Source organism: Streptomyces sp. NPDC111628 (assembly GCF_055635195.1).
Genome location: NZ_JBVKBZ010000007.1, coordinates 568501 through 591799, shown reverse-complemented (window position 1 = coordinate 591799; position 23299 = coordinate 568501). Strand labels below are relative to the sequence as shown.

The window sequence follows — 23299 nt, the reverse complement described above, 5'->3', positions numbered from 1 at the left end:
ACGAGCATGTCCGTAACCGATCGCGTAACCGATCGCGTATCCGATCGCCCCGTCGCCCTCGTCAGCGGCGGCTCCCGCGGCATCGGCCGCCATGTGGTGACCCGGCTCGCCCACGACGGCTACGACGTGGCCTTCTGCTACCGGTCGGACAAGGCGGCCGCCGAAGCGGTCGCCGAGGAGGCCACCGCGGCGGGCGCCCGCGTGCACGCGGCGCGCGCGGACGTGACCGACCACGACGCCGTGCGCGACTTCGTCAAAGCCACCGAACGCGAACTGGGCCCGCTGCACACGGTGGTGTCCTGCGCGGGCATCGTGCGCGACAACCCGCTGGTACTCCTCGCGCCGGACGACTGGGACGCGGTCGTGCGGGTCAACCTCGACGGCACGTACCACCTCTGCAAGGCGGCGGTCTTCGCGATGATGAAGCGCAGGGCCGGATCCGTGATCACGCTGTCGTCCGTGGCCGGCGTGTACGGGAACGCCACCCAGGCCAACTACTCGGCGACCAAGGCCGGAATCATCGGCTTCACCAAGGCACTCGCCAAGGAGTCGGGCCGCTACGGCATCCGTGCCAACGCGGTGGCGCCCGGCTTCATCGACACCGACATGCTCTCCGGCCTGGCCGCCGAGCACGTCGAGAAGATGACCGAGCGGATCCCGCTCGGCCGCCTCGGCCGCCCCGAGGAGGTCGCCGACCTGGTGGCGTTCCTCGCGTCCGACCGCGCCTCGTACATCACCGGACAGGTATTCGGAGTCGACGGCGGCCTCGTCGTGTGACCGGAAGCCGTCAGACCGGAAGGGGGCCCACCATGCCCAAGAACAAGACGCCCAGGTTCTACTTCTCCCTGCGCAGCCCCTACTCGTGGCTCGCGTACCGCACCGTGATGGCCGAGCACCGGGACCTCGCCGAGCGCCTCGAATGGGTGCCCTTCTTCGAGCCCGACCCGCTCAGCGCCCGGCTCATGGAGGAACAGGGCGGTCGGTTCCCCTACTCGCAGATGTCCCGCGAGAAGCACCGCTACGTCCTCCAGGACATCGGCCGCCTCACCAGGTCCCGCGGGATCGAGGTGGTCTGGCCGGTGGACCGCAACCCGGTGTGGGAGGTCCCGCACCTGGGCTACCTGGTCGCGCGCAGCGAGGGCCGCGGCCACGACTACATCGACGCGGTGTACCGGGCCAGGTTCGGCCGGGGCCGCGACATCTGCGACCCGCGGACCATCGAGGACATCGGGTGGGAGCTGGGCATCGACCCACGGCGCCTGTCCCGCGCCGCCGACCAGCCCGAGCTGCGTGCCGAGGGCATCCGCATCCTGCTGGACGTCTGCGCGGACGGCGTCTTCGGCGTCCCGTTCTTCGTGCACGGCTACAGCCGGTTCTGGGGGATCGACCGGCTCGACGCCTTCGTGGAGCACCTGCGCTCCCAGGAGCAGCCGGCCCCCGAGCTGCCGCGCGAGCTCACCGCGGCCGGCATCGGCACCGCCACCGACGACGGGCACGCGGGCGGCTGCGGCTGACCGCCCCGCGTCCCGACCGCCTCACACCCCCCACCCGCACCACCTCTCCACCCACCCATCCACGGCATGACTTCTGTGACCTTCGCTAGGGGACTGCTATGACACCTGTTCGGACGGTCGGCCTCCCGCTCACCGCCGGCCAGAAGGACATCTGGTTCGACGCGAAACTCTCCGGCGGGGGCGCGATCTACAACAACTCCGCCTACTGGGACATCCGCGGGCCACTGAACCGGGACCTTCTGCGCACCGCGCTCGCGCGGCTCGTCGACGAGTCGGAGTGCCTGCGCGCCCGGTTCGACGAACAGGGCGGAGAACCACGCCAGTTCGTCGAACCGATCGAAACGCTGCCGCTGGTCGTCACCGACGTCAGCGCCGCACCCGACCCCGCGGCGGCCGCGCGGCAGGCGATCCGCGACGACCTGGCCGTGCCCTTCCCGCTCGACGACGACGCCGACGGCTCCGAGGGGCACGGCCCGCTGTTCAGGCTGAGCGTGTTCGTGCTCGGTCCGGAGCGCACCTTCCTCTGCCTGCTCACCCACCACCTCGTCTCCGACGGATTCAGCTACGTCATCTACTTCCAGCGGCTCGCCGAGATCTACGGCGCCCTGCTCGACGGCACCCCGCTCGACGAGGGCCGCTTCCCCCCGCTCGCCGAACTCGTCCAGGCCCAGGCGGCGTCGGCCGGTTCGGCCAAGGGCGAGCGGGACGCGGCGTACTGGCGGGAGCGGGTGGGTGACGGCCCCGAACTGATCAGCCTGGCCGCGCGGGACGCCCAGCCCGCCGCCTCCTTCCACCAGGAGGGGACGGTGCTCACCGAGGCGACGGCCGAGCTGCTGCGCACGGTCGCCTGGCAGTCCCGGGTGATCTGGCAGACCACGCTCGCCGCCGCCCTCTTCGCCTACACGGCGCGCACCGCCGCCACCGAGGACGTCCTGCTGGCCCTGCCGGTGACCGGGCGCCTCGGCGAAATGATGCAGCGCGTCCCCGGCGTGGTCGTCAACACGCTGCCCCTGCGCCTGACCGTGTCCGGCGACAGCACGCGCGCCGAACTGCTCGCGGCGACGCACGAGGTGTTCTCCCAGGCGCTCAGACACCAGCGTCACCGGGTCAGCCGGATCCGCCGGGACATGGGACTTCCCAGCGACGACCGGCGGCCGTTCGGTCCCTTCCTCAACATGTTCCCGCAGCCCGGGAAGCCGGTCATCGGCCCGTGCCGGGCCACCATCCACACTCCGTCCACGGGGCTCGTCGACGACCTGGAGTTCACCGTCTTCGACAAGGGCGAGGAGGGCATCGCCATCGACCTCAGCGGCAACACCGCACGCTACGACCGTGCCGAGGTCCGCCTGCACCTGGACCGGTTCACCGCCTTCCTGGAGGCCTTCCTCCGGGCCGCGCCCGACGCCCCGCTCGGCGGCCTCGGCCTGCTCACCGCCGACGAGCGGGCGGGCCTGACCACCGCGCTCACCGGGCCCGTCCGCGAGACGCCCTACCGAGGGGTCGTGGAGCGGGTACGGGAGCACGCCGCGCGGACGCCGCACGCGGCGGCCGTCACCGACGACGGAGGCAGCCTCGGCTACGCGGAGCTGGTCGGCCGGGCCTCCGCCCTCTCCCGTGTCCTGACCGGAGCGGGACCCGTGGCCATCCTCTGCGAGCCGGGCCGGGACTTCGTCACCGCCGAACTCGCCGTCCTCGGCGCCGGACGCGCCTTCGTGCCCCTCGACCCCGGGGCGCCGCCGGCCCGGCTGACCGCACTGCTGCGCGACAGCGGCGCCGGATTCCTGCTCGCCCAGGACGAGCACGCCGAACTGGCACGGGATGCGGCGCGAGAGGCGGCGCAAGACGCGGGCGCGCCCGCCGGCCCGCTGCCCGTGCACGTCCTCGACGGCAGCGCCGACGCCGCCGACCGGCTGGCCCCGGTCACCGGCGGCCCGCTCGACCTCGCGTACGTCATCTACACCTCCGGCTCCACCGGCAAGCCCAAGGGCGCCATGGTGCAGCGCGGCGGCATGCTCAACCATCTCCTCGCCAAGATCGAGGAGTTCGAGCTCACCGGCGCCGACACGCTCGTCCACAACGCACCCGTCACCTTCGACGTCACCGTCTGGCAGACCCTGACGACGCTGCTCGTCGGCGGGCGGGTCCGCGCCTTCGGCCGGGGCGACGCCGCCGACCCGGACGCCCTGTTCCCCGCCATCGGCGCCGAGGAGCTGACCGTCGTCGAGGTCGTGCCGTCGCTGCTGCGCGCCACCCTCGACGTCTGGGACGCGGCGGGCGAGGCACCCGCACTGCCCGCCCTGCGCTGGATGATCTCCAACGGCGAGGCACTTCCGGCCGACCTGTGCAGCCGCTGGTTCGCCCGCTACCCGCGGATCCCGCTGGCCAACCTCTACGGCCCCACCGAGTGCTCCGACGACGTCACCCACGCCTACGTCCGCACCACCGGCGACCTGGACGCACCCGTCGTACCGATCGGCCGGCCGCTGCGCAACACCCGCCTGCACGTCCTCGGCCCGGACCTGCGGCCGGTGCCGCGCGGCGGGCAGGGCGAGCTGTACATCGCCGGCCGGGGAGTCGGCCGGGGCTACCTCGGCGACCCGCGCCGCACCGCCACCACGTTCCTGCCCGACCCGTTCGCCGCCGACGGCTCGCGCATGTACCGCACCGGCGACCACGTCGTCCTGCGCCCCGACGGACAGCTCGCCTTCGTCGGCCGCGTCGACCACCAGGTCAAGATCCGCGGACAGCGCATCGAACTCGGCGAGGTCGAGACGGCCGTGCGCGCACTGCCCGGCGTCGCCGACGCGGTGGCCGCCGCCGTCACCGACCCGGCCGGCCAGCAGCGGCTCGTCGCCTACGTCGTCGGGGACGGCGCCCGCCCGGACACCGCGGCCGCCCGCGCCCTGCTGACGCAGCGGCTGCCCGGCGCCCTGGTGCCCACCGTCCTCGTCGCCCTGGACGAACTGCCGCTGACCGCGCACGGCAAGGTCGACCGCAAGTCCCTGCCGGCCCCCGACTTCGGGGCACCCGCGCGGGGCCGCGCCGCGGGCACCGACGCCGAGCGCGTCCTGTGCCAGGTGCTGGCCGAGGTCCTCGGGCTGCCCGAGGTCTGCCCCGAGGACAGCTTCTTCGCCCTCGGCGGCGACAGCATCAGCTCCCTCCAGGTGGTCAGCAGGGCACGCAAGGAGGGGCTGGTGGTCACGGCCCGCGACGTCTTCCGGCACCGCACCCCGGCGGCCATCGCCGCCGTCGCGGTACACGCCGTACAGGCGGCGCCCGCAGCCGAGGAGGACGGCATCGGGGAGGTGGAACTCCTCCCGGTCGCGGAGCAGTTGCGCGCACTGGTGTCGCACCTGCCCGACGAGACCCGCCAGTTCGCGCAGCACTTCGCCGTGACCGTGCCCGCCGAGGTGGACGCGCCGCGCCTGGAGCGCGCGCTCCAGGCCCTCCTGGACCGCCACGACACGCTCCGCCTGCGCCTGACCTCCCCGGTACCCGGCCTGTGGTCCCTGACCACCCCGCCCCCGGGTGCCGTCGCGGCGTCCGACGTCCTCACCACCGCCACCGTCGCCGAGGGCGCCGACCGGGCCGCCCGGCTGGCCGAGGAACTGGCCGCGGCCCGCACCCGGCTGCGCCCCGAGGACGGTCTGGTCGTCCAGGCCGTGCTGCTGACGGAGCAGGACACCCGCACCCTGCTCGTCGCCATTCACCACCTCGCCGTCGACGGCGTGTCCTGGCGGATTCTGCTGCCCGACCTCCAGGCCGCCTGGGAGGCCGTCGCCGAGGGCCGCGAGCCGCGGCTCGACCCCGTGCCGACCTCCTACCGCCGCTGGGCGAAGGCCCTGTCCGAGGAGGCCCGCACCGCGGACCGCATGGCCGAACTGCCGCTGTGGACCGAGCAGACCAGCGGCCCGTCCGTGTCGCTCACCGAACGGCCGCTGGACCCGGCCCGGGACGTGCACGGCAGCGCCGGCCGGCTGCGCGTCGAACTGCCGGCCGAGCACACGGCGGCCCTGCTCACCCAGGTGCCCGGCGCCCTCCACGCCGAGATCAACGAGGTACTCCTGACGGGCCTCGCTCTCGCGCTCGTCGAGCGGGACTGCCGCACCGGATCCGCCGGCGCCACCCGCGCCCTGATCGAGCTGGAGGGACACGGCCGCGAGCAGATCGCGGGCGACCTGGACGTCTCCCGCACGGTCGGCTGGTTCACCAGCGTCTTCCCCGTCGCTCTCGACGTGGGCGAACTGGACCGGGCCGACGCGTGGCAGGGCGGCCCCGCCCTCACCACCGCGCTCAGGCGGGTCAAGACCACCCTGCGCGCCCTGCCCGACCACGGTGTCGGCCACGGCCTGCTGAGCCACCTCAACCCGCAGACCGCCGCCGTCCTCGCCCGCACCCCCGTACCGCAACTCGCCTTCAACTACCTGGGCCGGTTCACCACGAGCGGCGGCGACTGGACCATGCAGGCCGGCAGCGCCGGCCAGACCGCGGCCCCGGGCACCCCGCTGCGCCAGGCCGTCGAACTCGTGGCCGTCGCCGAGGACCGGCCCCGGGGCCCCGTGCTCGTCGCCGAGTGGACCTGGGCCTCGGCCCTGCTCGACGAGGCCGACATACGGGACCTCGCCGAGACCTGGTTCCGCGCCCTGGAAACCCTGGTGGCACACGCCGGCCGGCCGGGCACCACCGGGCGCATCCCCTCGGACTTCCCGCTCGTCGAGGTCGCCCAGCGGGAGATCGACGCCTACGAGAGCGAACTGGGCGGTGTCACCGACATCCTGCCGCTCTCCCCGCTCCAGCGCGGACTGCTCTTCCAGGCCGAGTTCGACCGCCAGGGCATGGACGCGTACACCCTCCAGGTCGTCATGGACATCGGCGGCCCCCTGGACACCGGGGCGCTGCGGGCCGCCGCCGTCGCGCTCCTCGACCGGTACCCGGCCCTGCGGGCCGCCTTCCGCGAACGCGACACCGGCCACCCGGTCCAGCTGATCCCCGACCACGTGGAACTGCCGTGGACCGAGGTCGACCTGACCCACGTCGCCGCGGCCGACGTGGACGCCGAGGCGGCCCGCCGCACCGACGAGGAGTGGCTGCACCGCTTCGACGTCACCCGGGGCCCGCTGACCCGCTTCACCGTCTACCGGTTCGCCGAGGACCGGCACCGGGTCGTGTGGACCACGCACCACCTGCTGGTCGACGGCTGGTCCCTGTCCGCCGTGCTTGCCGAGGAACTGGTCACCCTGTGGTCCAACGGCGCCGACACCACCGCCCTCGCCCGGGTGGCCCCCGTCCACCGCTACCTGGAGTGGTCGGCGGCCCAGGACAAGGACGCCGCCCGCGAGGCCTGGCGCGCCGAACTCGCGGACCTCGGGGAAGCGGGCGGCGCGACCCGGCTCGGCCCCGCCGACCGCGACCGCGTCTGCGTCCTGCCCGAGACCCTCGTGGCCGACGTGCCCGCCGAGGTCACCGCCGCGCTCACCCCCTGGGCGCACGAGCGCGGCCTCACCATGAACACCGTGATGCAGGGCGCCTGGGCCGTGGTCCTGGGCGCGCTCACCGGACGACGGGACGTCACCTTCGGCGCCGTCGTCTCCGGCCGGCCGGCCGAACTGGGGGAGGTGGAACGGATGGTCGGCGCGTTCCTGCACACCCTGCCGGTCCGCGCCCGGCTCGACGCCGCGCAGCCCTTCGAGGCGCTCCTCACCGACCTCCAGGACCGCGGGCTCGGCCTCGAACCCCACCACCACCTGGGCCTCGCCGAGGTGCAGCAGTGCGCCGGCGTCGGCGAACTGTTCGACACCGTCGTCAGCTTCCACAACTACCCGACGGGCGCCCTCGACCGCATCGGCGAGCACCTCCCCAAAACGGCCATGCTCGGCTGGAACGCCCGCGTCATCGCCGAGTACCCCCTGGCCGTCGGCGTCTTCCCGGGTCCGGAGGGCCGGTTGCGCGTCGAGGCCCAGTACCGGCCCGACGTGTTCACCGAGGAGCGCACGGACGGATTCGTACGCCGCTTCCTGCGGGTGCTGGAGCGCCTCGTGGCCGACCCGGGCGCCCCGCTCGGCCGCCTCGACACCCTCGACGACGACGAGCGGCACCGCCTCACCGCCGACTGGGCGGGAACCGGGGCCGCCCGCCCCGAGCCCGCGGCGCTCGCCACGGCCGCCTTCGAGAAGTGGGCCGCCCGCTTCCCGGACAAGCCCGCCGTCTCCCTCGGCGACAAGGTCCTCGACTACACCGAGCTGAACACCCGGGCCAACCGGATCGCCCGGCTGCTCGTGGCCCGCGGCGTGCGCCCCGAACAACCCGTGGCCGTCCTGCTGCCGCGCTCCCCGGAGCTGGTGGTGGCGGCCCTGGCCGCGCTGAAGGCGGGAGCCGTGTTCCTGCCCGTCGACGTCGACTACCCGGCCGACCGCGTCGGCCACCTCCTCGGCGACGCGCGCCCCGCGGCACTGCTCACCGACCTCGCCACCGCCGCCCGCCCGGCGGGGCTGCCGGACCGTGCGGACCTCGCCGGCGGGCCCCTGGTCCTGGACTCGGCCGGCACCGCGGCGGAGCTGGACCGGCTCTCCGGCGCCGACCTCACCGACGCGGACCGGAACGAACCGCTGCACCCGCAGCACACGGCGTACATGATCTACACCTCGGGCTCCACCGGCCGGCCTAAGGGCGTGACCGTGCCGCACAGCGCGCTGATGGCGATGACGGACAGCCTCACCGAGCGGTTCGCGCTGGACGAGGACGTGCGCGTCCTCCAGTTCGCCTCCTTCAGCTTCGACGCGTCGGTCTTCGGCATCATGCTGGCGCTGCTCAACGGCGGCACGCTCGTGATCGCCGACGAGGAGCACCGCACCCCCGGCCGGCCCCTGGTCGACCTGATCAACGACGCCCGTATCAACCTGGCGGCCCTGCCGCCCGTCGTCGTCGGGGCGCTCCCGGAGGACAGCACCCTGCCCGCGGACCTGCGCATGGTGGTGACCGGCGAGGCGGTCCCCGCCCAGGTCGTCGACCGCTGGGCGGGCTCCGTACGGATGTTCAACGGGTACGGTCCCACCGAGGCCGTCGTCGGCTGCACCGTCAGCGGCCCCCTCGTCCCCGGCCCCGGCCGCCCGCCGATCGGCCGCCCGACCAGCGCCCACCGCGTGTACGTCCTGGACCGCGCGCTGCGGCCCGTACCGGCCGGCTCCGTCGGCGAGCTGTACGTCGGCGGCGGACTGGCCCGCGGCTACCACGGCAGGCCGGGACCGACCGCCCAGCGGTTCGTGCCGGACCCGTACGGACCGGCCGGCAGCCGCATGTACCGCACCGGCGACCTGGTGCGCTGGCTGCCCGACGGCGAGCTGGACTACCTGGACCGCGCCGACGACCAGGTGCAGCTGCGCGGCATCCGCATCGAACTGGGGGAGATCTCCGCCGCGCTGACGGCCGGGCCCGAGGTCGAGCAGGCCGCCGTGGTGATGCGCGAGGACGAGGCGGGGGAGCGGCGCCTGGTGGCGTACGTGGTCGCCGCCGGAGCCGGAGCCGGGGTGGACGCAGGTGTGCTGCGCGACCGGCTCGCCCGGGAACTGCCCGACTACATGGTGCCGTCCGCCGTCGTCGCCCTGGACGCGCTCCCGCTGACCACCAACGGGAAGCTGGACCGCACCGCCCTGCCCGCCCCGGACCTCGGATCCGGAGCGCGCGGACGCGCCCCGCGCACCCCCGTCGAGGAGATCCTGTGCGGCCTGTTCGCCGACATCCTCGGCCGCGACCGGGTCAACGCCGACGACGACTTCTTCGAGATCGGCGGGCACTCGCTGCTCGCCACGCGGCTGGTCAGCCGGATCCGCGGCGTCCTCGGCGCCGAACTGCCCATCCGCGTCCTCTTCGAGGCCCGCACCGTCGTCGCCCTCGCCGCCCGCGTGGAGCAGGCGGACCGGGCCAGGCTGCCGCTGGCACCCGCGCCCGCCGGAACCGAGCGGCCGCCGTCGTACACCCAGCAGCGGCAGTGGTTCCTCAACCGCAGGGAGGGCGCGGCGGACGGCTCGTTCAACTCCGTGCTCGCCTTCCGCCTCACCGGGCACCTGGACACGGACGCCCTGCGGTCCGCGCTGCGCGACGTCGCGGAGCGGCACGAGGTGCTGCGCACCGTCATGCCGGACACCGACGGCGTCCCGTCGCTGCGCGTCCTCGACCCCGCCGCGGGCGCACCCGCCGTCAAGGTGGTGGCACTGCCGCCCGAGGAGGTGACCGGGGCGGTGGCCGCGGAAGCCGACCGCGGGTTCGACCTCACCGAACAGACGCCGCTGCGCGTGCGGGTCTTCCCGGTGGCACAGGACGAGTGCGTGCTGCTGTTCGTGATCCACCACATCGCGTTCGACGGCTGGTCGATGGGCCCCTTCCTCGACGACTTCACCGCCGCCTACCGGGCCAGGAGCGAGGGCCGCGCCCCGCACTGGGAGCCGCTGCCCGTCCAGTACGCCGACTTCGCCGTCTGGCAGCGCGAACTGCTCGGCGCCGACGACCCGGACGGCCTCGCCGCCGAACAGCTCGACTTCTGGCGCGACGCGCTCGCGGGCCTGCCCGACGAGACCCCGCTGCCCACCGACTTCCCCCGCCCGGAGCGGGGTTCGCGGGAGGGCGACGCGGTGCCGTTCGACGTGGACGCCGGCCTGCGGTCGGCGATCGGGGAACTCGCCCGCGCCACCGGCACGACCGAGTTCATCGTCTTCCAGGCGGCGCTGTCGGCCCTGCTGACCCGGCACGGCGCGGGCACCGACGTCCCGGTGGGCGTCTCGGTGGCGGGCCGCACGGACGACGCGCTCTCGGACGTCGTCGGCATGTTCCTCAACACCCTGGTCCTGCGCGGCGACACCGGCGGCGACCCGACCTTCCGGGAACTGCTCGAACGGCTCCGGGAGACCGACCTCGCCGCCTTCTCCCACCAGGACGTCCCGTTCGACCAGGTGGTCGAGGCGCTGCGGCCGCCGCGCAGACTGAACCGGCACCCGCTGTTCCAGGTGTCGCTGACGGTGCAGTACGACGGCGTGAACGACCTCGCCCTGCCCGGACTGACCGCGCGCCCCGAGTACGTGCCGTCCCGGCAGGCCAAGCTCGACCTCGTCGTCGAACTGGTGCCGTCCTACGACGACGAGGGCATGCGGGGACTGCTGACCTTCAGCAAGGACCTGTTCACGAGGGACACCGCCGAGCGTCTGGCGCGGCAGTTCACGCGGCTGCTGCGGGACGCGGTGGCCGACCCCGGGGTACGGATCGCGGACCTGGAGATCGAGGGCGCCGGGGGCCCGGACGCGCCGACGGAGCCGTCCCACGCCCCGGACGACCCGGCCCGGGACTTCGCCGAGGTCGTCCGGGAGCTGCCCGAGGTGACCCTGCTCGACCTGTTCGCGGACCTGGTCGCCGAGCAGCCCGACACCGTCGCCACCGGCAGCGGACCCCAGGCACTGTCGTACGCCGCACTCGACCGGTGCGCCGACGCGCTGGCCCACACCCTGGTCGTCGCCGGGGCCGGACCCGAGCGCACCGTGGCCCTCGCCGTGCCGCGGGCGGCCGACCAGGCCCTCGCGGTGCTCGCGGCCCTCAAGGCGGGCGCGGCGTACGTGGCGCTGGCCGCGGACGAACCGGCCGCCCAGATCCGCGACCTGTTCGCGGACGTCTCCCCGGTCTGCGTCCTGACGACCACGGGCATGGCGGGACGGCTGCGGTCCACCGGCATACCGGTGGTCGTCCTCGACCACACCGCACTGCGCGGTACGGCCGATGCCGGACACCGGCCCGGGACCGCCGCGGCGCGGCCCGGACAGGCCGCGTACGTGGTCCGCGGCGGCACGGCGGGCGCGGTGGTCGAGCACCGCACGGCCGCCGCCCGGGTCGTCGCGGCACTCGACGGCGGACGGCCCGGCGACGCGGGGCTGTTCGGGGCGCTGCTCGCCGGGACCGGCCTCGCCACCCGGGAGCGACCGCCCGCCGCATGGGCCGCACCGAAGACGTTCCCGGCGGACCCGGCCCGCTGGCCGGCCCACGGCTACGTCCTGGACGAGGCGCTGCGTCCGGCCCAGGAGGGCGAGCTGTATCTCGCGGGGGCGGCCGTCGCCCGGTCCTACGCGGGCCGCGCCGGTGCCACGGCCGAGCGGTTCGTCGCCGACCCGTGGGGCGGGGCAGGGGCACGGATGTGGCGCTCCGGCCGGAAGGTGACCCGGGGCGACAACACGCCGGTACGGCCCGCGGGCCCGTCGGAGGAGGCCGCGGCCGGAGCACCGGGACGGCCGGCCGCCGAGCCGGCCGACCCGGCCGTGGCGCGGCTCTGCGAGATCGTCGCGGAGGTGGTCGGGGCCGCCTCGGTGGACCCCGCGGAGAACTTCTTCGAGACCCGGTCCATGGACAGCATGAAGTCGCTGCGCCTGGTCGCCCGGGCCCGCAAGGCAGGCTTCGAGCTGAGCATCGCCGACGTGTTCACCCACCAGAACGTCGCCGCGCTCGCCGCCGCGCTCCGCCCGGAGCCGGAACCCGGACCGGCGCGGCCACCGACGGCACCCGCCCCCAGGGACACCATGCGCGTCGCGGCCGAGGCGATCGAGGAGATCGACAGCCTCGACCACGCGGACACGTTCGCACCGATGCTGTGCATCCGGGCGACCGGGGAGCGCCCGCCCGTCTTCTGCGTCCACAGCGGAGTCGGCCTCGCGCTCTCGTACCTGCCGCTGGCCCCGTACATCGGCGCGGACCACCCGGTCTACGGCATCCAGTCGCCCAGCGTCGTCGACGGCGCCCCGCTGCCCGACAGCATCGAGGCGAACGCCGCCGCCTACATCGACCTCATCCGCCAGGTGCGGCCCGAGGGGCCCTACCACCTGCTCGGCTGGTCGTTCGGCGGACTGCTCGCCTACGAGATCGCGGTGCAACTGCGGGCCGCGGGACACGAGGTGGGCCTGCTGGCCAACCTCGACTCCTACCCACGGACCGGCGCGGTCGACGAGCGGGACGTCCAGGGCAGCCTCACCTGGCTGCTGGAGGGCATCGGGCACAGCCGCGACGAGTTCGGCGACCGGGACCTCACCCCGGCGGACATCGTCGACGCCCTGCGCCGCGACGGCAGCGCGCTGGCCCGGATGGGAGAGCAGCGGCTGGCCCGCATGGTGGACCTGATGGCCCGCCACCAGATCCTCAACACCCGCTACGAGCCCCGCGGTTACGACGGCGACATGCAGCTCTTCCTGGCCGACCGCTCCCCCTGGGGCGAGGAGACGGACAAGGAACGCCTGTGGGCCCCGTACACCGGGGGCACCGTGACCACCCACCACGTCGACTGCGCCCACGACGACATGCTCAGCCCCGGCCCGCTGGACGAGATAGGCCGGGCGGTCGCGGCGCGGCTGGAACGGCTGCACACCCCGTCGCGGGACGTGCCGTCGCGGGACGTGCCGCACCGGGCGACGGGCACCTCCACGGCCGAACGGAACCCGTCATGACGACCACCCTCCCCAAGGCGCCGTCCCCCGCGGCGCCCGCCCCCGGCCGGGACCCGCTCGGGAACCCCCTCCCCGACGGGCCCCGGCCGGGCAGAGCCCGCACCTTCGGCACCGAGGTCCTCGCCGTGCTGGGACGCAGGCTCAGGCGGCTGCGCCGGGGGCCCGGCCGGGCCATCGGCGTCGTACTCAACCCGCTCGTCTCGATGGTGCTGCTCGGGTACCTGTTCCGGGACGCCATCACGCTGCCCGCCGGCGGAAGCTACGTCGAGTACGTCTTCGCCGGAGGCGCCGTCCAGGTGGGGCTCGCCTGTGTGGGACCGACCGCCGTGTCCATGGCGATGGACCTGCAGGGCGGCATCGTCGACCGGTTCCGCTCGCTGCCGATCAGCCGGTCGGCCGTGCCGCTGGGACACACCGCGGCGGACTTCCTGGTCGCCCTGGCGGCGCTCGCCGTCACCACGGGCGCCGGGCTGCTGCTCGGCTGGCGCTCGCACACCGGGCCGCTGCCCACGCTCGCCGGGTTCGCCCTGGTCGCGGTCTTCACGTACGTGATGCTCTGGCTGGGCGTGCTGCTCGCCATGACCCTGCGCAGCATCGAGACGATCAGCGTCGTCGCGCCGTTCGTCGTCGTCGTGCTGCCCTTCCTGTCCAGCGCCTTCCTCTCCCCGCAGACCATGCCGGGCGCGATCCGTCCGATCGCCGAGTGGAACCCGGTCAGCGCCGTCATCGCCGCCTGCCGCGACCTGTGGGGCAACCCCGCCACCACGAGCCCCGGCTTCGTCGGCGAGCATCCGCTGATCGTGGTCGCGGTGACCCTGGGAGTGCTGTTCGCGGCCTGCCTCGCGCTCAGCCTGCGCCGATTCCGAAAGCCCTGAGACCGAAGCCGTAAGGAACACCCACCATGCCTGTCACAGCACGCGCGGCGGCACCCGCCCCCGCCTCGCTCGACCTCACCGACCCGCAGACCTTCCTCGACGTCGACCAGCACGCCATGTGGCGCAGGTTCCGCACCGAGAGCCCCGTGCACCGGCACCCGGCGGGCCCGTCCACCCCCGGGTTCTGGGTGATCTCCCGGTACGCGGACGCGGTCGCCGTCTACCGCGACAACAAGCGGTTCACCTCCGAGAAGGGAACCGTCCTCACCACCCTGCTCCAGGGCGGGGACTCGGCCGCCGGCAAGATGCTCGCCGTCACCGACGGAGTGCGCCACCGCGAGATCCGCAACCTGATGCTGAAGTCCTTCTCGCCGCGGGTCCTCGCGCCCGTCATGGACGGCGTGCACCGGCACACGCGGGAACTGCTCGGCACCGCCGTCCGGTCGGACCGGATCGACTTCGTCACCGACGTCGTCGACCACATCCCGATGCACACCATGGGCGACCTGCTCGACATCCCGGCCGCCGACCGGCCGCAGCTGGTCGAGTGGAACACCCGGACGCTGTCGCGGCACAGTTCCGAGGAGAGCGAGTTCGAATCGCTCCTCGCACGCAACGAGATCCTGCTCTACATCTCCCAACTCGCCGCCGAGCGACGGGCCAAGCCGGGCGACGACGTCCTGAGCACCCTGGCCACCGCCACCATCGGCGGCAAGCCGCTCACCGACGACGAGATCGTCCTCAACAGCTACAGCCTCATCCTCGGCGGCGACGAGTCGACCCGGATGTCGATCATCGGCGGGCTGATCGCGCTGGCCGAGAACCCCGAGCAGTGGCGCCGTCTCAAGAGCGGCGAGGTCACCTCGGACGCGGCCACGGAGGAGATCCTGCGCTGGACGACGCCCGCCATGCACTTCGGACGCCGCGCCCTGGTCGACGTGGAGCTGGGGGACCGGACCATCAAGGCCGGCGACGTGGTCACCCTGTGGAACGCCTCCGCCAACTTCGACGAGGACGTCTTCACCGACCCGTACACCTTCGACGTCGGCCGCACCCCCAACAAACACGTGGTCTTCGGCCACGGCCCGCACTTCTGCCTCGGCGCCTTCCTGGGCCGGGTCCATGTGAACGCCATGGTGGAGGCGCTGCGCGCCATGGTCGCCGACATCACGCTGCTCGGCCCCCCGCAGCGCCTCTACTCCAACTTCATCCAGGGCTACAGCGGCCTGCCCGTCGCACTGCGCGCGGAGCCGGCCCCCGAGGAGGTTCGCTGAGATGCGGCACGAGACACGGACCACGGGCGGCACCACGCTCGCGATCCTGCACACCGGGACCCCGGCCGACGCCTGGGACGAGGAGGGCTGGGCGCAGGTGCGCCGCCGGACACGGGTCCTGCTCGACTCGTACGGGGTGGTCCTGCTGCGCGGTGCCCGGATCCCCGACGTCACCGCGTTCCACGCCGCCGTCAGCGGCTTCGGCAGCGACCTGATCGAGAGCTACCGCGGCGGCAACACCCCCCGCAAGACACTCTCCGACGGCGTCTTCACCTCCACCGAGTACCCGGCGCGCTACGACATCACCCTGCACAACGAGCTGTCCTACGCCCGCGCCTGGCCCGACCGCCTGTACTTCTGCTGCCTGGACGCACCCGACACCGGCGGCGCCACCCCGGTCTGCGACGGCGAGGCCCTGCTCGGCGCGCTCTCCCCCGACGTGCGGGAGCGGTTCGCCGGCGGCGTGGTCTACCGCCAGTACCTGCACGGCGGGGCCGGGCTCGGCAAGTCCTGGCAGGACACCTTCGAGACGGACGACAAGGCGGCCGTCGAGGAGTTCCTCACCGAGTCGGGCGCCGACTTCGCCTGGACGGCCGACGGCGGCCTGCGGGTCGCCCAGCACCGGCCAGGCGTCCGCAAGAACCCGCGCACCGGCCGCGACACCTGGTTCAACCAGGCCGACCAGTGGCACCCCTCCAACCTCCCCGACGACGAGGAGGAGCTGCTGCTCTCGCTGACCGACTCCTACGACGACCTGCCGCACTGGGTGACGTACGCCGACGGCACCCCCCTGTCCGACGGGGACCTCGCCGAGGTCCGCGCGGCGCAGCGCGAGCACATGGTGGCCGAGCCCTGGCAGCGGGGCGACCTGATGATCGTCGACAACCTCTCCGTCCTGCACGGCCGACAGGCGTTCACCGGTACGCGCAAGGTCGTCGTCTCGATGACCTGAGCGGGGCGCACCGGACGGTTCGGGAGGGGCCCGGCGGAAAGTGCCGGGCCCCTCCGACACGGCACACACCAAGGGGGGCGTACGGATGACAGTGCTCGACGACATCGTGGCGGGGGCGCGCGAGGATCTCGCGGAGCGCCGGCGCGCGGTACCGGAGGCGGAACTGAGACGGCGGGCGGCGGCACGCGGCCCGGGCAGGGACTGCGTGCCGCTGCTGAAGGCCGCGGACGGGCACCCCCGGATCGTCGCCGAGGTGAAACGCGCGAGTCCCTCCCGCGGCCCGCTCGCCCCGATCGACGACCCGGCCGCGCTCGCCGCCGCGTACGAGAGGGGCGGCGCGGCCGCGATCAGCGTGCTCACCGAGGGCCGCAGGTTCGCCGGCAGCCTCGCCGACCTGGACGCGGTGCGGGCCGAGGTCGCCCTGCCCGTGCTGCGCAAGGACTTCGTCGTGGACCCGTACCAGGTCTGGGAGGCGCGGGCGCACGGCGCGGACCTGGTGCTGCTGATCGTGGCGGCGCTCGAACAGCCGCTGCTGGCGGACCTGTCGGCACTCGCCGCGGAGATCGGCCTCACGCCGTTGGTGGAGACCCACGACGAGGCGGAGGCCGAGCGCGCGCTGGCGGCCGGAGCGCGGGTGATCGGCGTCAACGCGCGTGATCTGCGCACCCTGGCCGTGGACCGGTCGACGTTCGCACGGGTCGTTCCGCACCTGCCGGCCGATGTCGTACGGGTGGCGGAGTCGGGCGTGCGGACGGCCGCCGACGTGGCGGCGTACGGGGCGCTCGGCGCGGACGCGGTGCTGGTGGGGGAGGCGTTGGTCACCGGCGGGGTCGACGCCGGGCAGCTGTGCGGTTGAGCGTCTGCCTGGCTCGGTTCGGGGGCCGGGTGCGGGCCGTGCCCGGTTCTCGCGCAGTTCCCCGCGCCCCCGAGGCGCGGGGAACTGCGCGATCAGCCACGACGGACCGGCACCCGGCCCCCGGCACCAGCCCCGCAGACGCTCAACCGCCCCCCGCCCAGCCGCGCAGCGACCGTCACCCACCGCTCCAGCACCCCCGCCGCCGCCCCCGAGTCCACGGCCCGCACCGCACGGTCCAGACCGGACGCCAGGCGTTCGGTCACCGGCCCGGTGCCACCGTCGAACGCGGCCAGCCCGGCCGCCGCGGACAACAGCACCGCGTCCCTGACCGGCCCCCGCGCCCCGGCCAGGACATCCCGGGCGACCCGGGCGTTGAACGCCCGGTCCCCGCCGCGCAGCGCTCGCGCGGCGGCCCGCGGGACACCGATGTCCCGCGGGTCGAACGACTCCCGGCGCACCTCGCCGCCGGTGACCGACCACACGGTGGAGGTAGTGGTGACCGTCAGCTCGTCCATCCCGTCGTCCCCGCGGAACACCAGCGCGTCCGTGCCCCGCCGCGCGAGGACTCCGGCGATGCGCGGGCCCAGCGCCGGATCGGCGACCCCGATCGCCTGGGCCGCCGGCCGTGCCGGATTGGTCAGCGGGCCGAGGGCGTTGAACACCGTACGGATGCCCAGCTCGCGGCGCGGCCCGGCGGCATGCCGCATCGCCGGGTGGAACAGCGGCGCGAAGCAGAACGTGATGCCGGTCTCCTCGGCGACCGCTCCCACCGCCTCGGCCGGCAGGTCGAGCGCCACCCCCAGCTCCTCCAGCACGTCGGCCGACCCGCAGGCCGAGGACGCGGAGCGGTTGCCGTGCTTGACGACCCGGGCACCGGCGCCGGCCGCCACGAGCGCCGACATCGTGGAGATGTTCACGCTGTGCGAGCCGTCGCCGCCGGTCCCCACGATGTCGAGGCAGCGCCCCGGCACCGTCAGCGGCACCGCATGGCCGAGCATGCCGCGCGCCAGGCCCTCGATCTCCTCGGCGGTCTCGCCCTTCGCCCGCAGGCCCATCATCAGGGCGGCGAGCCGGGCCGGGCCGGCCGCCCCGGACATGGCCTCGTCCATCGCCCATTCGGTCTGGGACGTGGACAGGTCCCGGCGGTCCAGCAAAGCGTTCAGCAATTGGGGCCAGTTGTTCACGGCGACCTCCTCGTGAGTGATGGCTTCCATTGCAGTCTGGGAAATCCGACGGCCCCTTTCCAGACCACTTCCGTGCCCTTCGTGCGGTCCAATTCACCCCCGTTCTCCCCCCGTTCTTCCCCCGTTCTCCGGTCAGAAAAGGGATGCGAGCAGCATGCAGGTGGCAATGAACGTCGTCCGGGACTCCGGGGTCCCGCTCACGTCACAGATCCAGCGGTTCATCAAGAGCGAGGTCGCTTCCGGAGTGCTGCACCCGGGCAGCCGGCTGCCCTCCAGCCGCAGCCTCGCCGACGACCTCGGCGTCTCGCGCAGCGTGGTCGTCGAGGCGTACGGACAACTCGTCGCCGAGGGCTATCTGGAGGCGGTGCAGGGCGCGGGCACCCGTGTCGTACGGCACCTGCGGCCCGCGCCGGTCCTGCCGACGCTGCTGGAGGAGGGCCGGGTGCCGGACGTGCGCTGGGACCTGCGCCCCAACGCCCCCGCGTTCCCGCACTTTCCGCGCCGCGACTGGCTCACCTGCTACCAGCGGGCCCTGGAGACCGCCGACCAGGCCGACCACGACTACCCGCCGCCCGCCGGAGTACCGGCCCTGCGCACCGAACTGGCCCACTACCTGGGGCGGGTGTGCGGAGTGCCCAGCACACCGGACCAGATCATGGTCGTCTCCGGCTTCGCCCAGACCCTCGGCCTGCTCGGCGCGGCGCTGCCCGGACTGGGCGTGGACGCCCTGGGCATGGAGAACCCGGGGCATCCGCGCCAGCGCCGGTTCGTGCGCGAGTGCGGACTGCGGCCGGTGCCGCTGCCGGTCGACGCGGAGGGCATCGACGTGGCGGCGGTGCGGGCGTCCGGGGTACGGGCGGTGCTCGTCACACCCGCCCACCAGTACCCGACCGGCGTCACCCTGTCCGCGCGCCGCCGCGCGGAACTCGTCGCCTGGGCCCGGGAGACCGGGGGCTGGATCGTCGAGGACGACTACGACGGCGGCCTCTGGTACGAGCGCGGCACGCCCCGGCCGCTCGCCCTGCGCCGGCTCGCCCCGGACCACGTCGTCTACGCGGGCACCGCCAGCAAGACGCTCGCCCCCGGCCTGCGCCTGGGCTGGGTCGCGGCACCGCGCGCCCTCCTGACCCCGCTGCTGCGCGCCCGCGCCCGGCACGACCTCGGCACCGACAGCCTGGCCCAGCTGGCGCTGGCGCAGTTCCTGCGCAGCGGCCTGTACGACCGGCACCTGCGCCACCTCAACGCCCGGTGCCGGGAGCGCCGGGAGGTCCTTCGGACGGCGGTGCGCCGGCATCTGCCCGGCGCCACGCTCCTGGGACCTGCGGCGGGACTGCACGCGTACGTCCAACTGCCCCCGCACACCGACGAGGCGGCGCTGGTGGCGGGGGCGCTCGGCCGCTCCGTCCTGGTGCGGGGCGCGGCGGCGTTCCACGCGCGGCCGGGCCAGGGGGCGCCCGCGCTCGTGGTGGGGCATGCCCAGCTTCCGCGCACGGGGATCGGGGAGGCCGTCGCGGAGCTGGGCGCGGTCATCGGCTGACCGGTGCGGCGGCCGACTCCAGGAAGTTGTGCATCATGGCCAGCCCGCCCGTCGTCATCACGGACTCCGGGTGGAACTGCACCCCTTCGACGGGCAGCGTCCGGTGCCGCAGCCCCATCACACAGCCGTGATCGGCGGCCACGGCCGTCGTCACCAACTCCTCCGGCAGCGGCTCGGCGACCAGCAGCGAGTGGTACCGCGTCGCCTCCAGCGTGTGCCCGAGCCCCTGGAACAGCCCCGCCCCGTCGTGCCGCACGGTGCTGGTCCGCCCGTGCATCACCTGCTCGGCCACCTCGATCCGCCCGCCGTAGGCGAGCCCGATGGCCTGGTGCCCCAGACACACGCCGAGCAGCGGCACCCGCCCCGCGAACTCGTGCACCAGCTCCACGTGCCCCGAGTCGGCCGGGTGCCCCGGGCCCGGCCCGAGCACCACGGCGTCCGGCTCCAGCCCCGCCAGGGCGGCGGGTGTCCGGGTCAGTGAGCGGACGACCTGGGTCTCCGCGCCGAGCGTGCGCAGGTACTGGTCGATGATGTGGACAAAGCTGTCGTACGCGTCGATCAGCAGAACCCTCACGGCAGCAACTCCTCTCCGGTCAGCGCCCAGTAGGCCGCGCCCATCTTCGCCAGGGTCTCCCGCCACTCCGCCTCCGGATCCGACTGGGCGACCAGGCCGGCCGAGCTCTGCGTGGAGTACGTGGCGCCGTCGTACTCGATCGTGCGGATGCACAGGGCCAGCTCGCACCAGCCGCGGACGTCGATCAGCCCCACCGCGCCCGCGTAGCTGCCGCGGCGTTCTCCCTCCAGGACGTCGATGATCTCCATGGCGCGGACCTTGGGCGCCCCGGTCATGGTCCCGGCGGGGAACGTCGCGCGGACCGCCTGCCACACGTCCACGTCCGGCTCCAGCCGGCCGGACACCGTCGACACCAGGTGGAAGACGTGGGAGAAGGCCTCCACGTCCATGAGCCGGTCCACCGGCTGGGTGCTGGGCCTGCTGATCCGGCCGATGTCGTTGCGGCACAGGTCGACGAGCATGATGTGCTCGGCCTGCTCCTTGACGGACTCCCGCATCTCCTTGACGCGTTGGCGGTTGACCTCGCCGTCGGGGCCGCGCCGGGCGGTGCCCGCGATGGGCCGCATCACGATCTCGTCCCCGGCCCGGCCGCCGGGCTCGATCCGGAAGAACAGCTCCGGGCTGGCGCCGATGAGCATGCCGCCCGCCCTCGGCATCAGGTACATGTACGGCGACGGGTTCCGCGCGCGCAGCCGCCGGTAGACGTCGAGCGGCTCCAGGTCCGTGGCCACGTCGATGCGGTGCCCGATCTGGATCTGGTACAGGTCGCCGACCGCGATGTGCCGCAGGCAGCGGTCCGCCCGGTCCAGGAACGTGTCGCGGCCGACACTGTCGTGGACGGAGCGGGGGGCGGGTGCCGGCGGCGCCGCCACGGCGGCGGCCCGCCCCGCCTCGGCGGCGGCCTCGGCGACCCGGGCCGCCGGCCCCGCGTCCGCGAACCCGGCCCCGTGGGCCCGCAGATGACGGGGAGCGCCGCCCTCGACGTCGTACCGGACGGTGTCGCGGAAGAGCGAGAGCGTGATGTCCGGGCCGTGCGGCTCCTTGGTCCGCGGGGTCAGCGTCTCCATGTGCCAGGCGGACTCGTACGCGAACGAGGACAGGAACCCGAACGCGTACCCCTCCTCGGGCACGTCACCGCGCAGCGTGAAGACCCGCTGGGCCCGGCCGAGGGCCGCCCACAGCATGTCCTGGCCGGTGAAGCGCAGCCGGAACGGGCCGGTCGCCGGGCCGGGTGGCGCGTCCCGCGTGAGCCCCGCCGATCCGGCGGCGCGCGCGAGGGCCGCCGCCACGGCCGGGACGCCGTCGATGTCGAGATACGAGTCGTACACCCGGATCTCGGCGACCCGCCCCACGCCGACGACGGCCGAGCGCCGGTCCTCGCCGCTCCCGGCCGGACTCTCCAGCAGGAACACGTCCGCCGAGGGGCGGCCGCCGGTCAGCCGGGTGTAGAGGGCGAGCGGTTCGTGCCGGGGCAGCCGGGTGGAGGCCATCCGCACATCAATGGTTTCCGTTTCCGTTCCATTCACGACGAGCTCCCCGCCGATCGAAGGTGATGGACGGGAGGAGTCAATCAACAGCCCGGCGAACGCGGCCAGACCAATTCGGCGGGGCCGATGCGGTCCATTCTTGAATTGCTTGACCGGGCGGCCGGAGCGGATATGTAGTGGGCGCACATTCGCCCCTCTTCGAGGAAGGCACGGCCATGGAAGTCCTGGAAAGAAGGACCGTCGAATTCGCCGATCTGCGCCGGACGTTCCCGGCCGCCCAGCAACCCGACTGGCCCGACCCCGCCGCGCTCAGCGACGTCACCGACGGGCTCGCCGCCGCCGCACCGCTGGTCACCGCCGGCCAGTGCGCCGAGCTGCGGGGGCGCATGGCGGCCGTCGCCCGCGGCGAGGCGATCCTGTTGCAGGGCGGCGACTGCGCCGAGACCTTCGCGCAGGTGACCCCCGACTCCGTGCGCCGCAAGCTGAAGACGCTGCTGCAGATGGCCGTGGTCCTCACGCACGCCACCGCCCTGCCGGTCGTCAAGGTCGGCAGGATGGCCGGCCAGTACGCCAAACCGCGCTCCAGCCCGGTCGAGCGGCAGGGCGCACTGGCCCTGCCCTCGTACCGCGGCGACGCGGTCAACGGCCTGGAGTTCACCGCCGCGGCCCGCACCCCCGACCCGGTCCGCCTGCGCACCATGTACGAGGCGTCGGCGAGCACGCTCGATCTGGTACGCGCCCTCACCACGGGCGGCTTCGCCGGCCTGAGCCAGGTGCACTCCTGGAACCGCGGGTTCGTCGCCCGCTCACGCGCCGGGGAACGGTACGAGGCACTCGCCGACGAGATAGGCCGCAGCCTCGCCTTCATGCACGCCTGCGGCATCGACACCGGGGAACTGGGCACCGCCGAGTTCTACGTCAGCCACGAAGGGCTGCTCCTCGACTACGAGGCGGCGCTCGTCCGCACCGACCCGGCGACCGGCCGGTCCTGGGCGGGCAGCGGACACCTGCTGTGGATCGGCGAGCGCACCCGCCAGGCCGACGGCGCACACGTCGAGTTCTTCTCCCGCATCAGCAACCCGATCGCCGTGAAACTCGGCCCGTCCACCCGCGCCGACGACGTCCTGAGGCTGATCGACCGCCTCGACCCGCACCGCGAGCCGGGCCGCCTCACCTTCGTGGTGCGGGCGGGAGCGGACCGCGTACGCGACGTGCTGCCGGTCCTCGTCGAGAAGACCGGCGCCGAGGGCGGCCAGGTGTGCTGGGTCAGCGACCCGATGCACGGCAACACGACCACGGCGCCCAGCGGCCACAAGACCCGCCGCTTCGAGACGGTGCTCGACGAGGTACGGGGCTTCGTGGAGGTCCACCGCGCCCTGGGCACCCACCCGGGCGGCATCCACGTCGAGTTGACCGGCGACGACGTCACGGAGTGCGTCGGCGGGGGCGACGAACTCCTCGCCGAGGACCTGCCGGCCCGCTACGAGACGGCCTGCGACCCGCGACTGAACCACACGCAGTCCCTGGACCTGGCGTTCCTGCTGGCGGAGATGTACCGCGACCAGTGACCGCGGCCGGCCG

General features: G+C 74.0%; 12 protein-coding genes. 9 read left to right on the top strand and 3 right to left on the bottom strand.

Translation table 11 applies throughout. The features are described 5' to 3' along the window. The first annotated feature begins 6 nt into the window (after window positions 1-6). From fabG to trpC, 7 genes are all read left to right on the top strand, one after another. Window positions 7-777 carry a 3-oxoacyl-[acyl-carrier-protein] reductase gene (fabG, locus tag ACZ7MF_RS35225; RefSeq protein ID WP_471482250.1) on the top strand — a complete coding sequence of 257 codons (771 nt, stop codon included), beginning with the start codon at window positions 7-9 and terminating at the stop codon, window positions 775-777. Window positions 778-809: 32 nt separating this feature from the next. After that, a complete protein-coding gene (locus ACZ7MF_RS35220) occupies window positions 810-1514 on the top strand; it encodes a DsbA family protein (protein ID WP_471482249.1) in 705 nt (234 codons plus the stop codon). A gap of 98 nt (window positions 1515-1612) precedes the next feature. Then, the gene (locus tag ACZ7MF_RS35215) at window positions 1613-12979 is read left to right on the top strand and encodes an amino acid adenylation domain-containing protein (RefSeq protein WP_471482248.1); all 11367 of its coding nucleotides are present in this window, start codon (window positions 1613-1615) and stop codon (window positions 12977-12979) included. Continuing rightward, window positions 12976-13854 carry an ABC transporter permease gene (locus ACZ7MF_RS35210; protein ID WP_471482247.1) on the top strand — a complete coding sequence of 293 codons (879 nt, stop codon included), beginning with the start codon at window positions 12976-12978 and terminating at the stop codon, window positions 13852-13854. The genes ACZ7MF_RS35215 and ACZ7MF_RS35210 overlap by 4 nt, the downstream gene beginning before the upstream one ends. 26 nt (window positions 13855-13880) lie before the next feature. Then, window positions 13881-15128 (top strand): cytochrome P450, encoded by a 1248-nt coding sequence (locus ACZ7MF_RS35205; protein ID WP_471482246.1) that lies wholly within the window; start codon window positions 13881-13883, stop codon window positions 15126-15128. A gap of 1 nt (window position 15129) precedes the next feature. Continuing rightward, window positions 15130-16080 (top strand): TauD/TfdA family dioxygenase, encoded by a 951-nt coding sequence (locus ACZ7MF_RS35200; RefSeq protein ID WP_388513323.1) that lies wholly within the window; start codon window positions 15130-15132, stop codon window positions 16078-16080. Window positions 16081-16165: 85 nt separating this feature from the next. Further along, window positions 16166-16936 carry an indole-3-glycerol phosphate synthase TrpC gene (trpC, locus tag ACZ7MF_RS35195; protein ID WP_471482245.1) on the top strand — a complete coding sequence of 257 codons (771 nt, stop codon included), beginning with the start codon at window positions 16166-16168 and terminating at the stop codon, window positions 16934-16936. A gap of 92 nt (window positions 16937-17028) precedes the next feature. On the opposite strand, the gene trpD is transcribed toward trpC, so the two are convergent. Further along, the gene (trpD, locus tag ACZ7MF_RS35190) at window positions 17029-18150 is read right to left on the bottom strand and encodes an anthranilate phosphoribosyltransferase (protein ID WP_471482244.1); all 1122 of its coding nucleotides are present in this window, start codon (window positions 18148-18150) and stop codon (window positions 17029-17031) included. A 124-nt stretch (window positions 18151-18274) separates the two neighbouring features. Here trpD and pdxR point away from each other — a divergent pair, with 124 nt between their 5' ends. Then, window positions 18275-19657 carry a MocR-like pyridoxine biosynthesis transcription factor PdxR gene (gene pdxR / locus ACZ7MF_RS35185; protein WP_471482243.1) on the top strand — a complete coding sequence of 461 codons (1383 nt, stop codon included), beginning with the start codon at window positions 18275-18277 and terminating at the stop codon, window positions 19655-19657. Here the strand turns inward: pdxR and ACZ7MF_RS35180 are convergent. After that, on the bottom strand, window positions 19647-20231 hold the full coding sequence (locus tag ACZ7MF_RS35180; protein ID WP_471482242.1) for an anthranilate synthase component II: 585 nt from the start codon (window positions 20229-20231) through the stop codon (window positions 19647-19649). The two genes, pdxR and ACZ7MF_RS35180, sit on opposite strands and share 11 nt — an antisense overlap. Beyond that, complete coding sequence (locus ACZ7MF_RS35175) at window positions 20228-21721, bottom strand: anthranilate synthase component I family protein (RefSeq protein ID WP_471482241.1); 1494 nt, start codon at window positions 21719-21721, stop codon at window positions 20228-20230. The genes ACZ7MF_RS35180 and ACZ7MF_RS35175 overlap by 4 nt, the downstream gene beginning before the upstream one ends. A 212-nt stretch (window positions 21722-21933) precedes the next feature. On the opposite strand from ACZ7MF_RS35175, the gene ACZ7MF_RS35170 reads away from it, so the two are divergent. Continuing rightward, window positions 21934-23286, top strand: a complete 1353-nt coding sequence (locus tag ACZ7MF_RS35170) for a class II 3-deoxy-7-phosphoheptulonate synthase (RefSeq protein WP_471482240.1) — start codon at window positions 21934-21936, stop codon at window positions 23284-23286. The last annotated feature ends 13 nt before the right edge of the window (window positions 23287-23299 follow it).